At 41.8% G+C, this 20,225-nt stretch carries 19 protein-coding genes; 10 read left to right on the top strand and 9 right to left on the bottom strand.

Annotated elements, in window-relative coordinates; translation table 11 throughout:
* Window positions 1–16 precede the first annotated feature (16 nt).
* The 4 genes from purH to nhaC all read left to right on the top strand — a co-directional run bounded on the left by purH (window position 17) and on the right by nhaC (window position 5,447).
* Window positions 17–1,606 carry a bifunctional phosphoribosylaminoimidazolecarboxamide formyltransferase/IMP cyclohydrolase gene (gene purH, locus GW828_RS16870; protein WP_273060050.1) on the top strand — a complete coding sequence of 530 codons (1,590 nt, stop codon included), beginning with the start codon at window positions 17–19 and terminating at the stop codon, window positions 1,604–1,606.
* A 212-nt stretch (window positions 1,607–1,818) separates the two neighbouring features.
* Window positions 1,819–3,120, top strand: a complete 1,302-nt coding sequence (purD, locus tag GW828_RS16865; RefSeq protein WP_182698420.1) for a phosphoribosylamine--glycine ligase — start codon at window positions 1,819–1,821, stop codon at window positions 3,118–3,120.
* A 256-nt stretch (window positions 3,121–3,376) separates the two neighbouring features.
* Window positions 3,377–3,595 carry a hypothetical protein gene (locus GW828_RS16860; RefSeq protein WP_182698421.1) on the top strand — a complete coding sequence of 73 codons (219 nt, stop codon included), beginning with the start codon at window positions 3,377–3,379 and terminating at the stop codon, window positions 3,593–3,595.
* 352 nt (window positions 3,596–3,947) lie between these two features.
* A complete protein-coding gene (nhaC, locus tag GW828_RS16855) occupies window positions 3,948–5,447 on the top strand; it encodes a Na+/H+ antiporter NhaC (protein WP_124017270.1) in 1,500 nt (499 codons plus the stop codon).
* Here the strand turns inward: nhaC and GW828_RS16850 are convergent.
* The 6 genes from GW828_RS16850 to hemE form a co-directional block, all read right to left on the bottom strand.
* Entirely contained in the window at window positions 5,444–6,784 is a 1,341-nt protein-coding gene (locus GW828_RS16850) for an NAD(P)/FAD-dependent oxidoreductase (protein WP_182741794.1), read from the bottom strand. The two genes, nhaC and GW828_RS16850, sit on opposite strands and share 4 nt — an antisense overlap.
* Window positions 6,785–6,824: 40 nt before the next feature.
* Window positions 6,825–7,382: a GNAT family N-acetyltransferase gene (locus GW828_RS16845; protein ID WP_124017268.1), complete on the bottom strand. Its 558-nt coding sequence runs from the start codon at window positions 7,380–7,382 to the stop codon at window positions 6,825–6,827.
* Window positions 7,383–8,020: 638 nt separating this feature from the next.
* Window positions 8,021–8,368, bottom strand: coding sequence for a hypothetical protein (locus tag GW828_RS16840; RefSeq protein WP_182698425.1), 348 nt, complete (start codon window positions 8,366–8,368; stop codon window positions 8,021–8,023).
* 295 nt (window positions 8,369–8,663) lie between these two features.
* Window positions 8,664–9,011: a hypothetical protein gene (locus GW828_RS16835; protein WP_182741795.1), complete on the bottom strand. Its 348-nt coding sequence runs from the start codon at window positions 9,009–9,011 to the stop codon at window positions 8,664–8,666.
* Between the two features lie 6 nt (window positions 9,012–9,017).
* A complete protein-coding gene (locus tag GW828_RS16830; protein WP_182741796.1) occupies window positions 9,018–10,019 on the bottom strand; it encodes a hypothetical protein in 1,002 nt (333 codons plus the stop codon).
* Window positions 10,020–10,288: 269 nt separating this feature from the next.
* A complete protein-coding gene (gene hemE / locus GW828_RS16825; protein ID WP_182698426.1) occupies window positions 10,289–11,353 on the bottom strand; it encodes a uroporphyrinogen decarboxylase in 1,065 nt (354 codons plus the stop codon).
* A 454-nt stretch (window positions 11,354–11,807) separates the two neighbouring features.
* Between hemE and rsd the strand changes: the two genes are divergently transcribed.
* Window positions 11,808–12,275, top strand: coding sequence for a sigma D regulator (gene rsd, locus GW828_RS16820; RefSeq protein WP_124017266.1), 468 nt, complete (start codon window positions 11,808–11,810; stop codon window positions 12,273–12,275).
* Between the two features lie 87 nt (window positions 12,276–12,362).
* Here rsd and GW828_RS16815 read toward each other — a convergent pair whose 3' ends face one another.
* The 3 genes from GW828_RS16815 to GW828_RS16805 form a co-directional block, all read right to left on the bottom strand.
* On the bottom strand, window positions 12,363–13,412 hold the full coding sequence (locus GW828_RS16815) for an MJ1255/VC2487 family glycosyltransferase (protein WP_182723353.1): 1,050 nt from the start codon (window positions 13,410–13,412) through the stop codon (window positions 12,363–12,365).
* A 100-nt stretch (window positions 13,413–13,512) separates the two neighbouring features.
* Window positions 13,513–14,028 carry a phosphatase PAP2 family protein gene (locus GW828_RS16810; protein WP_273060043.1) on the bottom strand — a complete coding sequence of 172 codons (516 nt, stop codon included), beginning with the start codon at window positions 14,026–14,028 and terminating at the stop codon, window positions 13,513–13,515.
* Window positions 14,029–14,367: 339 nt separating this feature from the next.
* Window positions 14,368–14,616, bottom strand: a complete 249-nt coding sequence (locus GW828_RS16805; RefSeq protein ID WP_124017264.1) for a YgjV family protein — start codon at window positions 14,614–14,616, stop codon at window positions 14,368–14,370.
* Between the two features lie 386 nt (window positions 14,617–15,002).
* On the opposite strand from GW828_RS16805, the gene rraA reads away from it, so the two are divergent.
* From rraA to ubiB, 5 genes are all read left to right on the top strand, one after another.
* Entirely contained in the window at window positions 15,003–15,488 is a 486-nt protein-coding gene (rraA, locus tag GW828_RS16800; RefSeq protein WP_124017263.1) for a ribonuclease E activity regulator RraA, read from the top strand.
* A 346-nt stretch (window positions 15,489–15,834) separates the two neighbouring features.
* On the top strand, window positions 15,835–16,869 hold the full coding sequence (locus tag GW828_RS16795) for a formimidoylglutamase (RefSeq protein ID WP_420542441.1): 1,035 nt from the start codon (window positions 15,835–15,837) through the stop codon (window positions 16,867–16,869).
* Window positions 16,870–17,125: 256 nt separating this feature from the next.
* On the top strand, window positions 17,126–17,881 hold the full coding sequence (ubiE, locus tag GW828_RS16790; RefSeq protein WP_124017261.1) for a bifunctional demethylmenaquinone methyltransferase/2-methoxy-6-polyprenyl-1,4-benzoquinol methylase UbiE: 756 nt from the start codon (window positions 17,126–17,128) through the stop codon (window positions 17,879–17,881).
* Window positions 17,881–18,501, top strand: a complete 621-nt coding sequence (locus GW828_RS16785) for a ubiquinone biosynthesis accessory factor UbiJ (RefSeq protein ID WP_273060038.1) — start codon at window positions 17,881–17,883, stop codon at window positions 18,499–18,501. Before ubiE ends, GW828_RS16785 begins: the two co-directional genes overlap by 1 nt.
* Window positions 18,498–20,147, top strand: a complete 1,650-nt coding sequence (gene ubiB, locus GW828_RS16780; protein WP_182755747.1) for a ubiquinone biosynthesis regulatory protein kinase UbiB — start codon at window positions 18,498–18,500, stop codon at window positions 20,145–20,147. Before GW828_RS16785 ends, ubiB begins: the two co-directional genes overlap by 4 nt.
* The last annotated feature ends 78 nt before the right edge of the window (window positions 20,148–20,225 follow it).

Raw genomic sequence — 20,225 nt, 5'->3', positions numbered from 1 at the left:
TGGACCCTGTACCTACATGAATAATGTCAGACCAATTCGTCGCGCGCTATTAAGCGTATCAGATAAAACTGGAATCCTTGAGTTTGCACAAGCGCTGCATGCACAAGGTGTCGAACTCCTGTCTACGGGCGGTACTGCAAAACTACTTGCAGACAACAACATCCCGGTAATTGAAGTTTCTGACTACACAGGTCACCCAGAAATTATGGATGGTCGTGTTAAAACCTTACATCCAAAAATTCACGGCGGCATTTTAGCGCGTCGTGGTATCGACGAAATCGTCATGGAACAAAACGCTATTAAGCCTATCGACTTAGTTGCTGTTAACTTGTATCCATTTGCAGAAACCGTTGCAAAACCAGGTTGTACCTTAGCGGACGCTGTTGAGAACATCGACATTGGCGGCCCAACTATGGTGCGTTCAACCGCGAAAAACCACAAAGACACTACGATTGTGGTTAATGCAAAAGATTACCGTCGCGTCATTACAGAAATGCAAGCTAACAACGGCAACACCACGCTAGCAACGCGTTTTGACCTAGCGATTGCCGCATTTGAACATACCGCAGCCTATGACGGTATGATTGCTAATTACTTTGGCACTATGGTTCCGGCGCACAGTAACGACGAATGCCATGACGACTCAACGTTCCCACGGACGTTTAATTCTCAGTTCATTAAAAAGCAAGATTTACGCTACGGTGAAAACAGCCATCAAAAAGCGGCGTTTTATGTTGATACCCAAATTGATGAAGCTTCTGTTGCCAGTGCGATTCAGTTACAAGGTAAGGCACTGTCTTACAATAATATCGCCGACACAGACTCTGCCCTTGAGTGTGTTAAAGAATTTGAAGGCCCTGCCTGCGTTATCGTTAAGCATGCTAACCCTTGTGGCGTTGCATTAGGCGCTAACTTGTTAGAAGCTTATGACCGCGCATTTAAAACCGACCCAACCTCAGCGTTTGGTGGCATCATCGCCTTTAACCAAGAGTTAGATGCTGACACTGCGCAAGCGATTGTTGACCGTCAGTTTGTTGAAGTAATTATCGCCCCGAAAGTGAGCCAAGCTGCTCGCGATATTATTGCCGCTAAAGCTAATGTGCGTTTACTCGAATGTGGCCAGTGGAATACCAAAACCACAACGCTCGATTACAAACGCGTTAATGGCGGTTTATTAATACAAGATCGCGACCAAGGCATGGTCGACTTAGCCGACGTTAAAGTGGTATCTAAGCGTCAACCCACTGCTGCAGAATTAAAAGACTTAATGTTCTGCTGGAAAGTGGCTAAGTTTGTTAAATCAAATGCTATTGTTTATGCCAAAGACGGCATGACGATCGGTGTGGGTGCAGGCCAAATGAGCCGCGTTTACTCAGCTAAAATAGCGGGTATTAAAGCTGCCGATGAAGGTCTAGTGGTTGAAAATTCAGTAATGGCATCAGATGCTTTCTTCCCATTCCGCGATGGTATCGACGCGGCTGCCGCGGCTGGTATTAGCTGCATTATCCAACCGGGTGGTTCTATTCGCGATGAAGAAATCATCGCTGCAGCAGACGAGCACGGTATGGCCATGGTATTTACTGGCATGCGCCACTTCCGCCACTAATAAATGCAAATATGGGTATCGCTTATCAATCTTGCTTTGCTAAATGTTTTTGTAAAAGTAGATAACAAGCGATACTTTTTAAATTTTGTTTAAACGAATTAGAGCGTAGCTATTTTTTTCTAGTTCAATGAAAGCACGCGCAGCTTATAAGGATAAGTGAGCATGCTTGAAGCAGAAATAGAGAACATAGCGCAGCTATAAAAGGATTAAAGATGCAGGTACTTATAATTGGTGGCGGCGGTCGTGAACATGCTCTAGCTTGGAAAGCCGCTCAGTCTGCTCAAGTTGAAAAAGTTTTTGTTGCACCCGGTAATGCCGGTACTGCCTTAGAACCAAAATTAGAAAACGTTGCCATTGATGTAGAGCAAATTGACGCCTTAGTCGCCTTTGCCCAAGATAACGCTATTGCAATCACAATTGTCGGCCCAGAAGTTCCATTATCGTTAGGTGTCGTTGACGCTTTTAATGCCGCTGGTTTAGCGATTTTTGGCCCAACTAAAGGCGCTGCGCAGCTTGAATCTTCAAAAGCCTTCACCAAAGACTTTTTAGCCCGTCATCATATTCCTACAGCTGAGTATTCAAACTTTACTGACATTCCATTAGCTAAAGCGTACGTGACTGAACTGACGAGCAAAACAGGCTTTCCAGTTGTGATTAAAGCCGACGGTTTGGCTGCGGGTAAAGGGGTGATTATCGCCGCAGATCAAGCCCAAGCTGATGCCGCCATTGATGACATGCTAGCAGGCAATAAGTTTGGTGATGCTGGTTCACGCGTGGTGGTTGAAGAATTTTTAACAGGTGAAGAAGCCAGCTTTATCGTCATGGTAGACGGCAAAAATATTCTTGCTATGGCCACCAGCCAAGACCATAAAGCCCGAGATAATGGCGACTACGGCCCTAACACTGGCGGCATGGGTGCATACTCACCAGCTCCAGTGGTAACACAAGCTGTACACGACTGGACTATCGCTAATGTTATTCGCCCAACGGTTGATGGCATGGCGGCTGAAGGTAATGTCTATACTGGCTTTTTATACGCAGGTCTAATGATTGCACCAGACGGTAGCGCCAAAGTGCTTGAGTATAATTGCCGGTTTGGTGATCCTGAAACCCAACCGATCATGATGCGTTTACAGTCCGATATTGTGGAGCTTTGCTTAGCCGCGACTCGTGGCGAATTAGACAAAGTCACTGCAGACTTCGACCCACGTGCGGCAGTGGGTGTTGTTATGGCTGCAGGCGGGTATCCTGACGCGTATAACAAAGGCGATGTGATTGACGGCTTAACCCTTGGCGATACTAACGGGAAAGTGTTCCATGCAGGAACCTGCATCAAAGACGGCCATGCAGTGACGAATGGTGGCCGCGTGTTATGTGCTACCGCATTAGGAAATACCGTCACTGAAGCACAAAAAGCGGCTTACGCATTAGTGAATACCATCCACTGGGATGATGTCTATTTCCGTACCGATATTGCTTATCGCGCAATAGCTCGTGAGCAAGCTAAAGGCTAAATAGCGAGTATCATTTAGCCCATTATAAAAATCCCTGTGATGGCAACATCTCAGGGATTTTTCATTATTAACAATGTTGTGCGAAAAATTAATTACTGTTTAGATTATCCATCATCAGCCATTTTTTTGATTTAGATCACAAAAACATCTTATCCCATGGCGCAATCTACTAAGTCCAAAGGAGTGTGATGAGCTTTTCAGCTCTTTCAACTTCTGTACTTTAGATAGCCTATTCATAAAGATTTTGGAGGATTAAATGAAATTTTCTAGCGGCGACCTGATTTATCAAGGTGAAAAATCAGGGGTACACAACTGGAATACCGTGTCAGGAACCTCTTTTTATTGGCATCCTGATTGGTTACATATTGCAGAAGACATGACAGGTCACAGCGCGACAGCAAAACTTGATGTAGTCAAAGGAAAGGCGACTAAAGCAGATGCTGAAAAGACCATAATAAGTCATTTAAATAAATAATCTGTATCATAGCAATACTGATGTATTGCCCATATCGCTCTATTAACGCTCTTCGTTTCCATGAGGATACGTCTGGTAACACCAGGTATCCTCAGCGGCTATTTATTCACACCAAACCTTATATATCACATATATAACCACACAAAGTACTTAACCAAGCACACTCATAGTTAACCGTAATAAAACCCCATTATAAAAATCCCTGTTAAGCCCAACAATGTTCGACTTAACAGGTATTTTTATGTCAGGATGTGGACCTGTTACGAATAAGTTACCAACCTATTACGATAACACTTAGCCAACTCACACGAATGAGATATTGGTCAAAAATAATAACAACAAGGGAAGTACTATGTCTCAATCGGCGCCACAAAACCCATCTCCATCCGAGCACAAAAAACCTACTTTATTCGATGCTCTTATCCCCGTTTTTGCGCTAATTATTATGCTCGCGGCGGCAGTGTATCTTTTTTCATCAGACAGTTCCTCTGGCGCTAACCAAATTGCCCTAGTACTGGCGGCGTGTATTGCGATGATTATCGGTTATAAAAATGGTTATAGCTGGAATCAAATGGAGCGCGGTATTGTAAAAAGTATTGGCGTAGCCACAGGCGCATTGCTGATTTTATTCAGCGTGGGGTCACTGATTGGTACCTGGATTCTCGCTGGTACAGTACCGACGATGATTTATTACGGTATGCAAATCCTTAACCCTGATTATTTTTACACCGCCTGCTGCTTACTGTGTGCAGTAGTCGCGCTGAGTATTGGTAGCTCTTGGACAGTAGCCGGTACGCTTGGTATTGCCTTGGTGGGAATTTCTTCAGCGATGGGATTAGATGTTAATATCACTGCTGGCGCTATTATCAGTGGCGCTTATTTTGGTGACAAAATGTCGCCAATGTCAGACACCACCAACCTTGCTCCAGCCGTTGCGGGTACGGATATATTTAGCCACATTCGCCACATGACGTGGACCACTGTACCCAGCATTATCATTGCACTTATTGGTTTTACCTTTTTAGGCCTGACCGCAGATGCCGCACCAATTGAAAACCAACTAACCGATACTCTGGCATTACTGGATCAAACTTATCATCCTGGAATGCATTTATTAATACCATTATTAGTGGTGTTATATTTAGCGAACCGAAAAATGCCAGCATTTCCAACGGTCATATTAGGCACCTTGGCGGGCGCGGTATGTGCAGCGCTATTTCAGTTTGATAACGTGATAGCCTTTGTACACGATGACACCTTGCTACCCATTGTCGCCCTTGTGAAAGGTATCTGGATAGCCATGTTTGACGGCTATGTTGCTAACACTGGTGATGCTGTATTAGACAGCTTATTAAGTCGCGGCGGCATGAGCAGTATGGTAACGACAGTATGGCTCATACTGTGTGCGATGGCCTTTGGTGGCGTGATGGAAGTGACCGGATTATTAAGCCGCATTTTAGAAAGCATTCTTACTGTAGTAAGCGGTACCACCAGTTTGATCATTACCACTCTGGGAGTGTGTATTGGCGCTAACATCATTACTGCAGACCAATACATTGCCATCGTACTGCCGGGCAGAATGTTAAAAGTAGAGTACACTCGCCGTAAATTAGCCGCAGTTAATTTAAGCCGCACACTAGAAGATGCTGCAACAGTTACCAGCCCACTAGTGCCTTGGAATACCTGTGGCGCATTTATGGCAAGTACCCTAGGTGTTGCAACTATCGCTTACCTACCCTATGCCTTTTTTAACCTAGTTTGCCCATTGGTGAGCGCTTCTTATGCTTATTTTAATTTTAAAATTGAGCCATTAGACGAAACTAAAATCAGCACAGGTGAAGTGGTCGGTTAACCAAAGCGATCTTTTAACCAGCCATAATGATAATAACCCCATTGCCCAAGCCGCCTTGCTTGGGTAAAGGGGAATCTCGGCAGTGGTTGCTGATACAAGGGTAGATTGGGCAAGGCTTCACCGGCAATACTTTGCGCTAAGCGATACGCAGCTTGGCTACTAAAAGACACTCCAGCACCGCAATATCCTAGGCTATATCCCACACCACCTTTGCTATACACATGAGGCATATCATCCATTGCGGCAGCAATCCACCCGGTCCAGTTATAGGCAATGGCTTTATTAGTTAAGCTTGGAAAGCACTTATTTAACGCCATTTTTAAACGCTCGCCGTAAACAGGGTTAGCAGCATCTTTACCCCACACCGCGCCTCGGCCACCAAACAATAAACGGTTGTCGGGTAATAATCGGTAATAGTATTTTAAAATACGGGTATCCATGGTCACTTGATGAGTATGTAAACCCGCTTCTGTAAGCTCTTGAGCGGTAAGCGGCTGGGTCACAATAACATTGCTTAGTATTGGTAAAAACTTATCGTCTACGCGGTGATTAAACCGTTTAGGTGTATAAGCATTGCCAGCCATGATCACTTTATTGGCAACCAGTTCCCCACTGTCGGTGATCAGACGATGTTTGCCGCCCTCTTCAACCCAATCTAACACGCACGACTGTTCAGAAATCGTCACCCCTAGAGCTTGCACCATCGCTTTATAACCGAGCAGTAACTTTAACGGATTGACCCCAAAACCGTCTTTTAGGCGAAGCGCACCAAAAGCTTGATGATGATCTAAATACTGCGTCCGAAAGTCTTGGCTTGAAATAAATTCAGCGCCTGAATCTTGGCTACTTGCTAGGTTTTGTTGAATATAATTGGCGGCATTTTGCAGCGACACTAGCGCCTTGGGATTATGCGCCACTTTTAAGTATCCCGCCTCTTGCGGTTCACAAGCAATACTGTGCTGTTTTATCAGACCATCAACTCTAGCCACTGCTTGAGTAAACTCATCATATATCCCCTTAGTCGTCGCTAAGTCCCAACGCTGAGTCATTGCCGCATAACCTAAACGACCCGAGCCTTTTAATACAAAACCGGCATTGCGGGCACTGGCACCAAAACCGACTTGGTTGGCCTCAAGTACATGGCTATCAATATTGAATTCGGTTGCTAAATAATACGCCGTTAATAAGCCGGTATAGCCGCCCCCGATAATGGCTACATCAGTTTTTTGGCGGCCCAATAATGGTGCCGTCGGCTCGGGTAATGCTTGGGTGCTTGCCCAATAACTGGAGGCGAACTGTTGCTTATTGGGGTGAGAATTAATCAGCGGATCGTACATATTAGTCTTCTTTTTTTATTATTGATTTAGACAATAGACATTAAAATACCAGCAACATTTCACAGGCAACACAGTGACAATCTTCACCACATAACACGCAAATATAATCTTCGCCCATATAACGTTGATGCCAACGCTGAGGATGTTGTTTGATCAGCTTACCACCTGCCTTGGTAAAATAACGCACCGCAGCATTATTAGGGCTTTGCTGCCATAAATGACTTACTCCTGCCTTAGCGCCTTGTGCCATGACTGCCGCTTTAGATGCTGCTAACAACTTACCACCAAGCCCTTGACCGCGGCCAGATTCAGCAATGGTGTTTGATTTGAAATAACACACATCATTAAAATCAACGCCCCATCGATCAACAGTGCACCATTGATCTTGCGGCCATTGTCCTGCGGCATACGTTAACCGAAAGCCAATAAGTTGTTCATTTTCAAGTGCGACAAAATTGGCATTAATGCCCTTTTTTATCCCTTTATGGTAAATAGCTGTTAGTTCAGCCAAATCCATATAGCCACTTCCGTGGACGATTTCACCTAAGTTGATCACCGCGTCAAAGTCAGTGGCAGTAAGCTCTCTAATCATATTCATTTTATTATTTTGAGTGTTAACACACTTTAGCACACGCCTATATTAGCGGCTACGATGTTAAGCCTTTGTAATAAATTGGCAAAAATTAGTTGAGACTCCTTATTCATACGGGTCGCAATTAAATAAAGAATTTTGATTATGATCCTATACTAGATCATCCAAATCCATGACAGCTTGAACATTGGCCAGCAAACATCTACAGACAAAGTTTTAGAGTTTACCTCTCTTGAACATGGCCAAATAGGCTCATAAATTGGCCGTTTATACCCTACGTTACACTCCCGCAGGATGCCAAAGTCAAATAATCAATGCACTCCACAATGGTCAAAAATACTTGTTCGTGCGCGACTCTATCGCAGGTATACCATTGATACTCTTAAACAATTGGCGATAATCACATTGTCGTTTAACGCTAATCAAAGCATGCCACAACTCGGCGTCTGGATACCATCATCAGACAGTCATTAGGCTTATTGAAATATAATTGGAATAGACAGTCAACTGAGTGTAGGCAGTGAATTTAAGATAGAGCTTGGAACGCAGAGTTAGAGGTTGAATTTGTTGAGATTGAAAACATGAGGATCTCAACACTTTTAGTTGAATATAAAGGTACTTATAATAAATGAATTTCTCGGGCTCTAATTGGGACCAAATATAAAGTAGCCAGCCATTACTGGTATTAATATAATGACAAACGAGCACATAAAATATATAGCTCTTTTTTTATCACTTTTAGAAGTAAACTTCTGAACAGAATCTTCATCTATAGCTTGTGCAGCCTTTACTTTAACCGGTAAGAGCATTGCTACAGCATAACTCGGAATTCTCATCCCCATATTATCCCATTCCGGTATGCTTCCACCTGAAGCCTTAATTTTCTTCTCTATAGGGTGGACGGTCATTTGCGCAAAAACCAAATAAGCTATAAAGAAATTGACTAACGGAATACAGCAACACAACCAAAATATACTTTCATAATTTTCCATCATCAATTACCAATTACTGCTTGCATCATAAAGTTTACCCGTAATTTTTTTACCTGCTGTATCGAAACCCAATCCAACAAGGAAACCAACAGAAGCGGCTGCACCAACACCAATCACAATAGCCCATCCAACTGGTGTAAATGCTAGCGCAATACCAACTCCAATGCTATAAGCACTAACTGCTGCGACAGTTCCAGCGCGAAACCTCCAGAAAAAACCAATCTGAGTTGAACAAGTGCTTAAGCGGAGCCACTAACCATTGCAGTAAGCATATAAATTTCTACCTGTTTAGTTTTTAGTTTTCGTCAAAAAAAAGCGAATAGAATATTGCAAATAATAAAAAAATAACAAGAGAAGTTATAGTATAAATAGCTCTGATACGATCATTTTTAGTTGCAAATTTTCGTACCGAATTTTCATCCACCATTTGTGCAGATGTTTCTTTAATACTATATATCAAAGAAAAGGCATAACTCGAGATACGAATTCCCATACTGTCCCATTTGGGTAATTCTCCTCCTGAACTCTTAATTTTTTTCTCTAAAGGATGAACAGTCAATTGTGCAAATATTAGTAGTGATACACCAAAGTTTATCATTACTAAAACACTGATAATTACAAATAGATCTTTATACTCAAACATTTAAAATCACCAGCCACTGCTTAACTCATAAACAGATCCTGTTATACCTTTCCCAAACTGGTCAGCTAAATAACCAGCTAAAAATCCAGCAGATGCTCCCACTCCAACACCAATAACCACAGCCCATCCTGCGGGCGTAAACGCTAATGCAATTCCTACCGCAACGCCATAAACACCAGTTGTTGTAGCAGTTCCTGCAGCAAATCCCATAGAAAAACCGACAGTTTCTTGCAAAGCCTGTTTTTCCCAATTACCGCCGCTCTCAAAGGTATCCCTTACTCCTGTCGCTCGAGAGTGAACATCCAGCAGTAATAGAGCATTACCACCAAATTTAGCTGCGCCAGCAAATTTACTTAATGATCTTAGTTCTTTTGCAGACGAAATTTGAATCGGTTTAGTCGTTCTAGCACTTTTGGCCTGATTAAGGCCACGATCAGCATTGTTCCAAATACTCGCCTTACGAGCTCTTGAGCTAGCTAGTCGTTTTGAAATTTCATTGTGAAACTGTGTATTTAACCTACTATGTAACTGCCGCGCCGTTTGTTCAAACTTAAGGACTTCTAGCTTTGGCATTTTTGAACGGTAAGCATTACGCACGTTTTCAAGCGCCATTTGGTATTCTTTTATTACGCTTTGTAATTGTGATAAATGATGACCCATAGCACCGATGGATGCTCCCATCATTGCTTTATTCTGCTCTGCAAAAAAATCTTTTGGTAAACTATCTAGCTGTTGATCATAGAAATCAGATAATGCTAATAGCATATCAGGCCCAACAGCTGCATTAACCTGCGCAATGGTTTGTCTTTGATGTAATGGTTTAGTTTTAAATTTACCTAATTCATTATTCAATAAATGGTCTTGAGTATATGCCGTTTTAAAACTATCCATGAAGTTAACTTGTGGAACACCTGGAGCCTGAAAAGTTGCTTCTAAGATTGATGGTGGTGTATTAGAACTAAGACCTGTTATCCGCCCTTTAGGGCAAATACAAATTTCAATTGGCATAATATCTTCCTTGATTAATTAAGTGCACATTTTAAATAAACGTTATGTTTGAACCACAATCTATAGCTCAAATGTAATTACGGATAATTTTATTATGTTTAACCTTTTCGTTCTATAGTCATAAATAACTATGATAAAAGCAGGGCCTACTCAAAAATGATAAGTATATTTTAACTGGCAATGTTAGAAAAACATCAAACAACTTTTAATTTTGGCAACAAAAAAGCGAATCCGAAGATTCGCTTTTTTTGTTAGTCAGTACCACTAAATTACTTGTGGTATTTACCAGACAACTCATGCACAGAATTGATAAATGCACCTGCATGTTCAGGATCAACATGTTGATGAATGCCATGGCCTAAGTTAAATACATGGCCAGTACCTTCACCGTAACTTGCTAGAATTTGATCAACTTCTTGATGAATACGCTCTGGCGTAGCATACAACATTGATGGGTCCATGTTGCCTTGTAAAGCCACTTTATGACCTACGCGGCGACGAGCATCACCAATATCAACAGTCCAATCTAAACCTAATGCATCACAACCGGTTTCAGCCATAGACTCTAACCATAATCCGCCGCCCTTAGTGAACAAGGTAACAGGCACTTTACGGCCGTCAGCAAAACGGGTTAAACCATCAACAATTTTTTGCATGTAACGTAATGAGAACTCACGGTAAGCGTGATGCGATAATGCACCGCCCCACGAGTCGAATATCATTAACGATTGTGCGCCGTTAGCCACCTGAGCATTAAGATATAACACTACTGAGTCTGCTAACTTGTCTAATAACATGTGCAATGCAGCAGGTTCAGCATAGGCCATACGCTTAATTTTTTCGAAGGTTTTGCTTGAACCACCTTCAACCATATAAGTGGCTAAAGTCCAAGGTGAACCAGAGAAACCGATTAATGGCACTGAACCATTTAATTCACGGCGAATGGTGCTCACAGCACGCATTACATAACCTAGCTCGTCTTCTGGATCAGGAATAGATAATTTTTTAATGGCATCAATTGTGTCAGTTGGACGCTCAAAACGAGGACCTTCACCCGCTTCAAAGTACAACCCTAGGCCCATTGCATCTGGCACAGTCAGGATATCTGAGAATAAAATCGCAGCATCTAAATCATAACGACGTAATGGCTGTAATGTCACTTCACAAGCGAGTTCCGCATTACGACATAACGACATAAAGTCACCAGCCTGGGCACGAACTTCTTTGTACTCAGGTAAATAACGGCCTGCTTGACGCATCATCCAAACTGGAGTGACATCGACTGGCTGCTTTAGCAACGCACGTAAATAACGATCATTTTTTAATTCTGCCATGTGGACTTTGTTCCTAGACTGTTATGATTTCTGCTGGGCGTTAGTTTAGCACTTACGCGATTAATGTAACCACTGATGCCGAATTTATGTGAGCTAATCCTAAATCTATTGGCGATTTTATTAGCACAACCGCCCTTGTGCTCACAAAACGCACAACTCTGATGTGTAAATCGCAATTTATCGGATTAAAAGTTGCGTCGAGTTATCGGGTTTGGTATAAAAAGTGTGCGCTAGCAAGAACAATCAAGAAGCCCGACACATCGAGCCTTTGAAAACTTAGTTACCCCGTGATGGCATGCCCATCACGGGGTTTTTTATGAGTGTGGTTTTAATATCTGATGTCTTTTGCACAAAAATGGCTTATTCCTAGGCAAATAAAATAAAACAGTTGATCGTTATATACTTTGTCCAATACATTAGTTGTTATAGAAAAACGGCTAATTAGAGAGAAAACATGCTAACTAAATTAGAAAAAGCAGAGAAACGCTGGGGTGGTTCTCATAATTTGATCGACCAATGGATTAATCATCGCCGTAAATTATTGATCCAATATTTTATCGTTGCAGGTTTAGCACCCTATTCTCGTAGCGAAAAATCACTTCCTAGCATGGATCAAGTAAAACAGTTTTGCGCTCAATTAGTTGATTATGTTTCGGAAGGCCACTTTGAGGTGTACAACAATGTTGTTAAAGCCTGTGAAAAGTTTGGTGAAGCCAGTATAGAAACCGCTAACGGCTTATTGCCAATGATAAGTGAAAGCACTGACATCGCATTAGACTTTAATGATAAATATACCGATGCGGTAGACGAGCAAGTATTGTATCAACTCGACAACGATTTATCCCATTTGGCACAAGCAATGGAGTCACGTTTCGAATTAGAAGATGAGCTAATAGAACTTCTATACCAACGCCTTCCTTAAGTAAAATGGTTGCTTAAAAGTGCGACGTTTACGCACTTTTAAATGCCGTGGGAATTTTACCACAACAAGTTTATATTACTGCCAATATTATTGACGCTTACGCCAGTTTTCAGGTATCTCAACTTGTGACCATAATTGTTGACATAACTCTTGCGGTTGCTGCCAATCCCCCATTTTTATCCACTTAGCCAATGCATCTCCTATTTGCGGATACGCGATAGGCTTAGGCGATGGACTTTTCAACCAGCGTTTCAGCACCACAGGATCTAACGTTTGCATACTATCTGCGGCGGCGAGTAATTGTAACGCTGCAACATTGGCTGATTGCTCATACTGTCCCTGTAGAGGTTTAACTAATAATTTCTTACCTAATGTCATCGCTTCACTGGCTAACTCAAAACCAGCATTACCCATAACGCCACCGCACTGCGCCATGTGCTGCTTAAAACCATCGCGATCAAAGCCATGCCAATGAATGTGATCCGACAACGGTTTCAAAGGTTGTGTACTGTGATAAACAAAAAAGTGGTATTGATCAAAGGGTGCTAAAAATTCAGCGACGCTATCGGCATCCTCAAACGGTAAATACACCAGAATTTGATGACTATGATCGCCGCCATTGGGTGAGACCTCAACAAAAGGAGGTAAAATAGGAAAGCCAAAGTGATGCCAGTGACAGCCTAAAGCAATATCAACTGGAGCAAAATGTTTTAGTAAATACTCATTAAACCAGCTATTACCCTGTTTAGGCACAGGATATTGTAATGCCGCCTGATGACTAATGGCAATTGATGGAACATTTTGTTGCTTTGCAGCCCAGGCACTCACGGGTTCAAAATCATTCAACACTAAATCATAACCTGATAAATCTAACTGTTTTATCTCAGATAAGATTGAGGTTTTCATATTGGACATGACCGTTTTTGCAGTATTAACACGGCCACTTTCAGTCACAAATGTCATACCACTTCGAGTCTGATAATCGCCAAAGCATTGCATATCGAAATAATGTTGGGGTGCGCGACCAGAGAATAAAAAATCAACATCAATATTCTGTTGCTTAAGCGCTTTAGACATCACACGAGCGCGACTGATATGGCCATTCCCAGTGCCTTGAACTCCGTACAAAATTTTCATGTTAGCTCACTTTCCTTGACGGCTTATTAATTAAGATTGCAAGACGCTACACTGGTTATCACATACGCTGTGGCACTATGAAGGATTACCATATATGTCGCTATAATATGAATTGTTCAACAAATAATACGCTTGCGATCCCTAACCCTGCTCCAGCAATAATATCCATAGGGTAGTGCACTCCAAGAGAGATACGTGAAATGCCGACAAAGCACGCCCAGGCAAAGGCTACTGGGGCCAAGGCAGGAAAAATCACATTGATGACACTAGCAAACAAAAATGCACCTGCGGTATGCCCTGAAGGTAAACTAAATTTGTCTGAAGGCTCATAACTTGACGTAAAACCGGCTAATGCGTGACATGGACGATGACGTCGAATAGTATTTTTCAACAATAAATACAACGGAAATTCAACGACAAAACTGCCGAGTGCTAAATTAAAAAAATGCTGCCCATTAGGATGAAGAAATAATAATGCGACAGATAGATACGCATAATAATGTCCATCTCCTGTTGCTGACACACGTTTAGCCGCCACATTTAAGCCGTTATCTCGGCTAAATTGTACAATCCAATAAAAACAATATTTATCTAACTGACTGATACTTATCTTCATGCTTGCCTCCATGCCAAACGTCAGCAATATTATTGCGCTAATATTAGCCTGACTAAAGTTATGTATTTGTTAACAGTCTGAATAATAGAGTGAGGGAATGAACGCGAGGTGACAGTTAGCCTAAGGTTTTGTGACAGCTGAAATGAATCAACTGCCTGCTGATATATGTTAGCTCATCGCTAGTCAAGGTGAGCGTCGTCAAAGTGTGTTGGGCTATACAGCTAACTAATACAATCAATAGCAGATGATTAATTCCCATAAAAATACCCCCGCATACAAGTATGCGGGGGTATTTTTTAGAAGCTTCGCGTAAGTGGAGTCAACCCACTTTGACAAACGTTATGCCGTTTGCGCCTGCTGACCTTTATTACGATAAATCTTCACTAAGTGATAAATATTAATACATGCAACAAAGGCATTCATGCCCGCCACTGGCCACGCTTCAATTGCATATCCATAAGCAACAAAAAAAGCACAACCGGTAAAATTTAACCATCTTAGTAAAATGATGTCTTTCATCATCAGAGAAATGGCAACCATAACTGATGCAACATACCCTAAGATTTCAATAATATTGATATTTTCCATAAGAACCTCTGTATCAGGCTCTCTGCCTTCCGTAAGCGTAACGAGGATTCCATGCCCCTAAAGCTAGCATTATTTTGTAAACTAACATTAATTAATCTACCAATATGCTAACAAACTGCTGAGTAAAAATGTAATTAAAAAACGTATTAGGATGACCTAAATCAACATATATCAACTAATACATTCAATTTGAAAGAAAATTACTTCCAAATCTGATCCCTGTTCTGTATTTAGGTCAATGGCATATTTAGGCATATGTAACACCATAAGTTGATTTATAACAATCCGGTGATTGATAAGGCTTTTATTTTCATAAAAAGCTCATATAATTCATTTAACTTTGCTTTACCCAGCATTTTACCTTTGCTGTCCAACAGGAGTTAAATATGGAATACAACACCTCAGAACTTTGCGACATGTATATAGATGTAGTCGATGTCGTTGAACCAATGTTCAGTAACTACGGTGGTTGCAGCTCCTTCGGTGGCTCAATCAGTACAATTAAGTGTTTTGAAGATAATGGTCTGATTGCAGAAGCCTTAGAAGAAGACGGTGAAGGTAAAGTATTACTTGTTGATGGCGGTGGCTCATTAAGACGCGCTCTGCTTGATGCCAGAATAGCTGAACTAGCTGTTGCCAATAACTGGGAAGGTATTCTCATTTACGGTTCAGTGCGCGATGTTGATGCTCTTGAAGAACTTGATATTGGTATTCAGGCACTTGCTTCAATTCCTGTGGGGGCTGAAAGTAACGGAGTAGGCGAAATCGAAATTCCAGTTAATTTTGGTGGGGTAACCTTCTTACCTGGTGACCATATCTATGCCGATAACACCGGTGTTATTTTATCGCCAGAACCATTAGATATTGATTAATGACGTCATAGCCGATTTCGCTTTGTAAAAAAGCTGGCAAACGATTACTTTAAAAACCAGCTATGCTGGTTTTTTTATGGCTATACCTAAGCGACCTGAATATGCTTAGTTCAGCAAAAATAGCTTGGTTGTTAGACAAAGTAATCATTTTCATGGGTTAGTTATTCTCCATCTAGAATGGTTAACGCAAGCTGGCGGCCAAAAACACTGGCCCTTTGGAGTCCATCATCGGCCCTGTTTCGTGGTCTAGAAATGCATACATTGACAGCGAATTAGATTGTATTTTTAAACTCGAATTGAAACCGATGATGAGACTCTGAATCTTGTCTTTAAGGTAATTTGGAGAATCATCATGTTTAGTGCATTTACCCAACAGCACTGCGATAGCTTATTAACCTTGCGGCCTAATGAAACAAAACTCGGTCAGCAAGTTTATCTGGCATCGACACAATGGTCATTAGCACAAAATGCCCGGCAGGCTAAATCTGCTGGCGCACAGTTTGCCATTATCGCCATTGCAGAAGATGTTGGACCAAGGGCTAATTTAGGCCGGGGTGGAGCGGATGATGCCTTTATCGCCAGCATGCAGCAGTTGTTAAACTTACAGTCCAATCGCTTTCTTAATGGCAATGAATGTGCCATTTTGGGGCAAATTAGTCTTGACCATTCGCTACCCATAACCGCAAGTATTGAACAATTACGTGATGCAACTGCGCAATTAGATGACATCGTTATTACTGCGATAAGTGATGTAATGCAAGCCGGGCTAGAACCTATCGTCATTGGCGGCGGCCACAATAATGCCTATGGATTATTGATGGCGACTAAGGCTATTACAGGCTTACCCGTTGCAGCGGTAAACCTTGATCCTCACAGTGACTTTAGACCCCGTGAAGGCCGCCACAGTGGTAATGGGTTCAGTTACGCGGCAGCTAATGGCGCCCTCGACCATTATCATATCCTTGGATTGCACGAGCTAAAAAACAGCGAACAAACCCTAGAACAACTGAGTTTGTTTGGCGCTACATGGAACAGTGTTCAACAAATTTGGATCCGGCGTGAACTGTCACTTGAAACAGCATTAAAACAGATTGCTAAATCATTAAATCAAACTCAACTGCCAGTAGCATTAGAGCTTGATGTCGATGCGATTGCCAATATGCCTAGCAGCGCGGCTACCTTTGCCGGTATTCCGCTCCTCGATGCCTGTCATTATGTGCACTATATCGCTAAGCATTGTTCATGTCGTTATGCTCATTTTGCCGAAGCCGCTCCAGCATGTCATCACGCAGGGATAGATGCGGGATATCGCGATGCAGGCCAAAGTCTAAGCGAGCTAATCTATGCATATATTCAGGGACGACTAACTTGTCTCAATTAGAATCAGTAGCAGCTATTCATTAAACACTAATTTTATGCTCTAATGCAGTGCAAATTTTTAGCCCTAATAGTGGATATTTATTGAGGCTAATTGGCGCGAAGATCATTGCTATGTTCAAGTTGATGTGGAATGTATTTTAGGTGTAAAGCAAGACAACTAATTGATTGTTGTCACACTCTCACACCGCAACATTTCAGCAATCATTCGCAATGGCATACACTTGCTATTAATAATCGCACATTATAGGAATATACCGATGTCTGAAGGCGAACCAAAAAACACTCATTTTGGATATAAAACTGTCGAAGCCGATAAAAAAGCAGACTTAGTCGCTGATGTGTTTCATTCCGTCGCGGCAAAATACGACATTATGAATGACGTAATGTCTTTTGGTATTCATCGCTTTTGGAAGCGTCACACTATTGAAGTCGCTGCAGCTCGCCCAGGTATGAAAGTGCTGGATTTAGCCGGTGGAACAGGTGACTTAACCGCTAAGTTCTCTCATTTAGTTGGCGAACGTGGCCAAGTGGTACTTGCCGATATTAATGATTCTATGCTCAAAGTGGGTCGCACTAAATTACGCGACAAAGGTATAGTCAATAACGTCAGCTATGTACAAGCTAACGCTGAAGCACTGCCGTTTCCAGATAACCATTTTGATATCATTACTATTGCGTTTGGTTTACGTAATGTAACCGATAAAGATGCCGCGTTACGCTCGATGAAGCGCGTTTTAAAACCGGGTGGGAAACTTTTAGTATTGGAATTTTCTACCCCAAAACATGAGTTAATGCGCAAAGTGTACGACATGTACAGCTTTAAAGTATTGCCAAAAATGGGCGCTATAATCACCAAAGATGCTGACAGCTACGAATACCTAGCTGAATCTATTCGTATGCACCCAGACCAAGAAACCCTTAAGCAAATGATGATAGATGCTGGGTTTGAGCAAGTTGACTACACCAATATGACAGACGGCGTTGTCGCATTGCACAGAGGTTATAAGTTCTAATGATGCCTAATCACTTTGCTTTGCTAACTTGTGCCGCGATAGAAACCGCTTTTAACCAACTGCCAGCACAAGCTAAAAGTGACTGTGCGCGACAAAAATCATTGCACGGCAAAGTATTTTGTATCCAGTTAAGCCAGTTAAATTGGCCTATTTACTTAGTATTTGCTAAGCAAGTTCAAGTACTTAGCCATTATGAAGGTGACATTGCGGTAACTGTGCGCGCTGATATATCGACTTTATATCAGCTTACCGAAGGTGCCAACTTAACTGAGCTCATCAAACAAGATAAGCTCAGCTTGCAGGGTGATATTCAATTATTACAATCATTAAGCCACTATTTACAGCACATTCATGTTGATTTTGCCGAGCCATTATCACGCTATATCGGTGATGCTCCGACACATAAAATAGTCTCTGGCGCCAAACAATTTAGCCATGATATTAAGCAAGTCATCCATAAAACACGCTCGCACATCAGCCAGTTAACCACTGAAGAATATCGTCTGGCACCGCATAAAATTGAATGGCTACATTTTCGTGATAATCTGGATGAGATCGTTAGCCAAACCGATAGTATCGAAGCCCAAATAGCCCAATTAAGAGAAAACATAACTCAATGACAACTGCAAGTATCAGGCGTGGTTACCATGTCATTAAAACCATTTTACATTTTGGCTTAGATGACCTAATTCCTCGACACAAAAAGCCCTGGTATTTCTCAATCCTGCGCAATAGTCTGTTTTGGATCCGCAATAAACACAAAGATAAATCACCAGCCGAACGCTTAAAACTGGCGATGCAAGATTTAGGACCTGTGTACATCAAGCTAGGGCAGATGCTGTCGACTCGTCGAGATTTACTTGACGACGAATGGGCTTATCAATTGGCTATGCTGCAAGACAGAGTACCGCCGTTTGATTCTGCTTTAGCACGCCAAGCAATCGAAGCTGAACTGGGTGCCCCCATCACGACCTACTTTGATGATTTTAACGATACCCCATTAGCATCAGCCTCAATTTCACAAGTGCATACCGCAACCTTAAAATCTAACGGTAAAGCTGTGGTGCTTAAAGTATTACGCCCAAATGTTGAGCAGCAAATTTTAGCTGATCTCCAGTTAATGACGCAAACAGCCAATATCCTGGAAGCAATATTAGGTGAAGGTAATCGTTTACGCCCTGCAGAAGTGATTGAAGATTATCAAACCACTATTTTGGGCGAGCTAAACCTTAAACTCGAAGCACTTAACGCCATCAAGCTGCGCAATAATTTTATTGATTCCAATTCGCTGTACGTGCCATTTGTTTACGAAGAACACAGCTACCAACGGTTAATGGTCATGGAACGTATTTATGGCATTCCAGTTTCTGATACCGAAGCGCTACGTGCACAAGGAACCAACTTTAAACTGCTTGCCGAACGCGGCGTAGAACTCTTTTTTACTCAAGTATTTCGCGATAATTTTTTCCATGCCGATATGCACCCAGGTAACATTTTTATCAGTCGTGAACATCCAGACGACCCATTCTATATAGGCCTAGACTGCGGCATTATGGGCACCTTAACCGAGGTAGATAAGCGCTATCTTGCAGAAAACTTTTTAGCCTTTTTTAATCGCGACTATCACCGGATTGCTCAGCTGTATATTGAGTCTGGATGGGTGTCAGAACACACAGATATCATTGCTTTTGAACAAGCTGTAAAAGTAGTATGCGAACCCATGTTTAACAAACCACTTGATGAAATATCATTTGGCCATGTATTGCTGGAGCTATTTAGAACAGCTCGCCACTTTGATATTGTGGTGCAACCACAGCTGGTATTATTGGAAAAAACCTTACTGTATATTGAAGGTTTAGGCCGCCAGTTATATCCACAATTAGATTTATGGCAAACGGCAAAACCCTTCCTAGAAAACTGGATGTCTGAGCAAGTCGGCCCTAAAGCCATGTTCAAAAAAGTCAAATCCAATGCACCGTTTTGGGCCGATAAACTCCCCGAATTTCCTGAACTGATTTATGATAACTTAAAATTAGGCCGTAAATTACTCGGCACCCAACAGCAGATGCTAGATAAGTATTTAAAATATCAGCAAAAATCTCACAAAAGTAATTATCTACTTATCACTTCTGCTGTATTATTGATCTGTGGCACAATTTTATTTACTCAGATAGCTACACTATGGCCAGCGTATACCTGTATTAGTGTTGGTATATTAATTTGGGCGGTAGGATGGCGATCTAGACCAAAGAATCGTAAATTTTAGCTAGCACTAATTTATGAGACGTTCATAATACTTAAAGAATTGGGTGGTATTGTGGATTTTGAAATAATTTTTTTACAA

This window comes from Shewanella vesiculosa (assembly GCF_009994065.1).
GTDB classification, from domain to species: Bacteria; Pseudomonadota; Gammaproteobacteria; order Enterobacterales; family Shewanellaceae; genus Shewanella; species Shewanella vesiculosa.
This window is presented reverse-complemented; position numbering and strand designations above follow the sequence as displayed.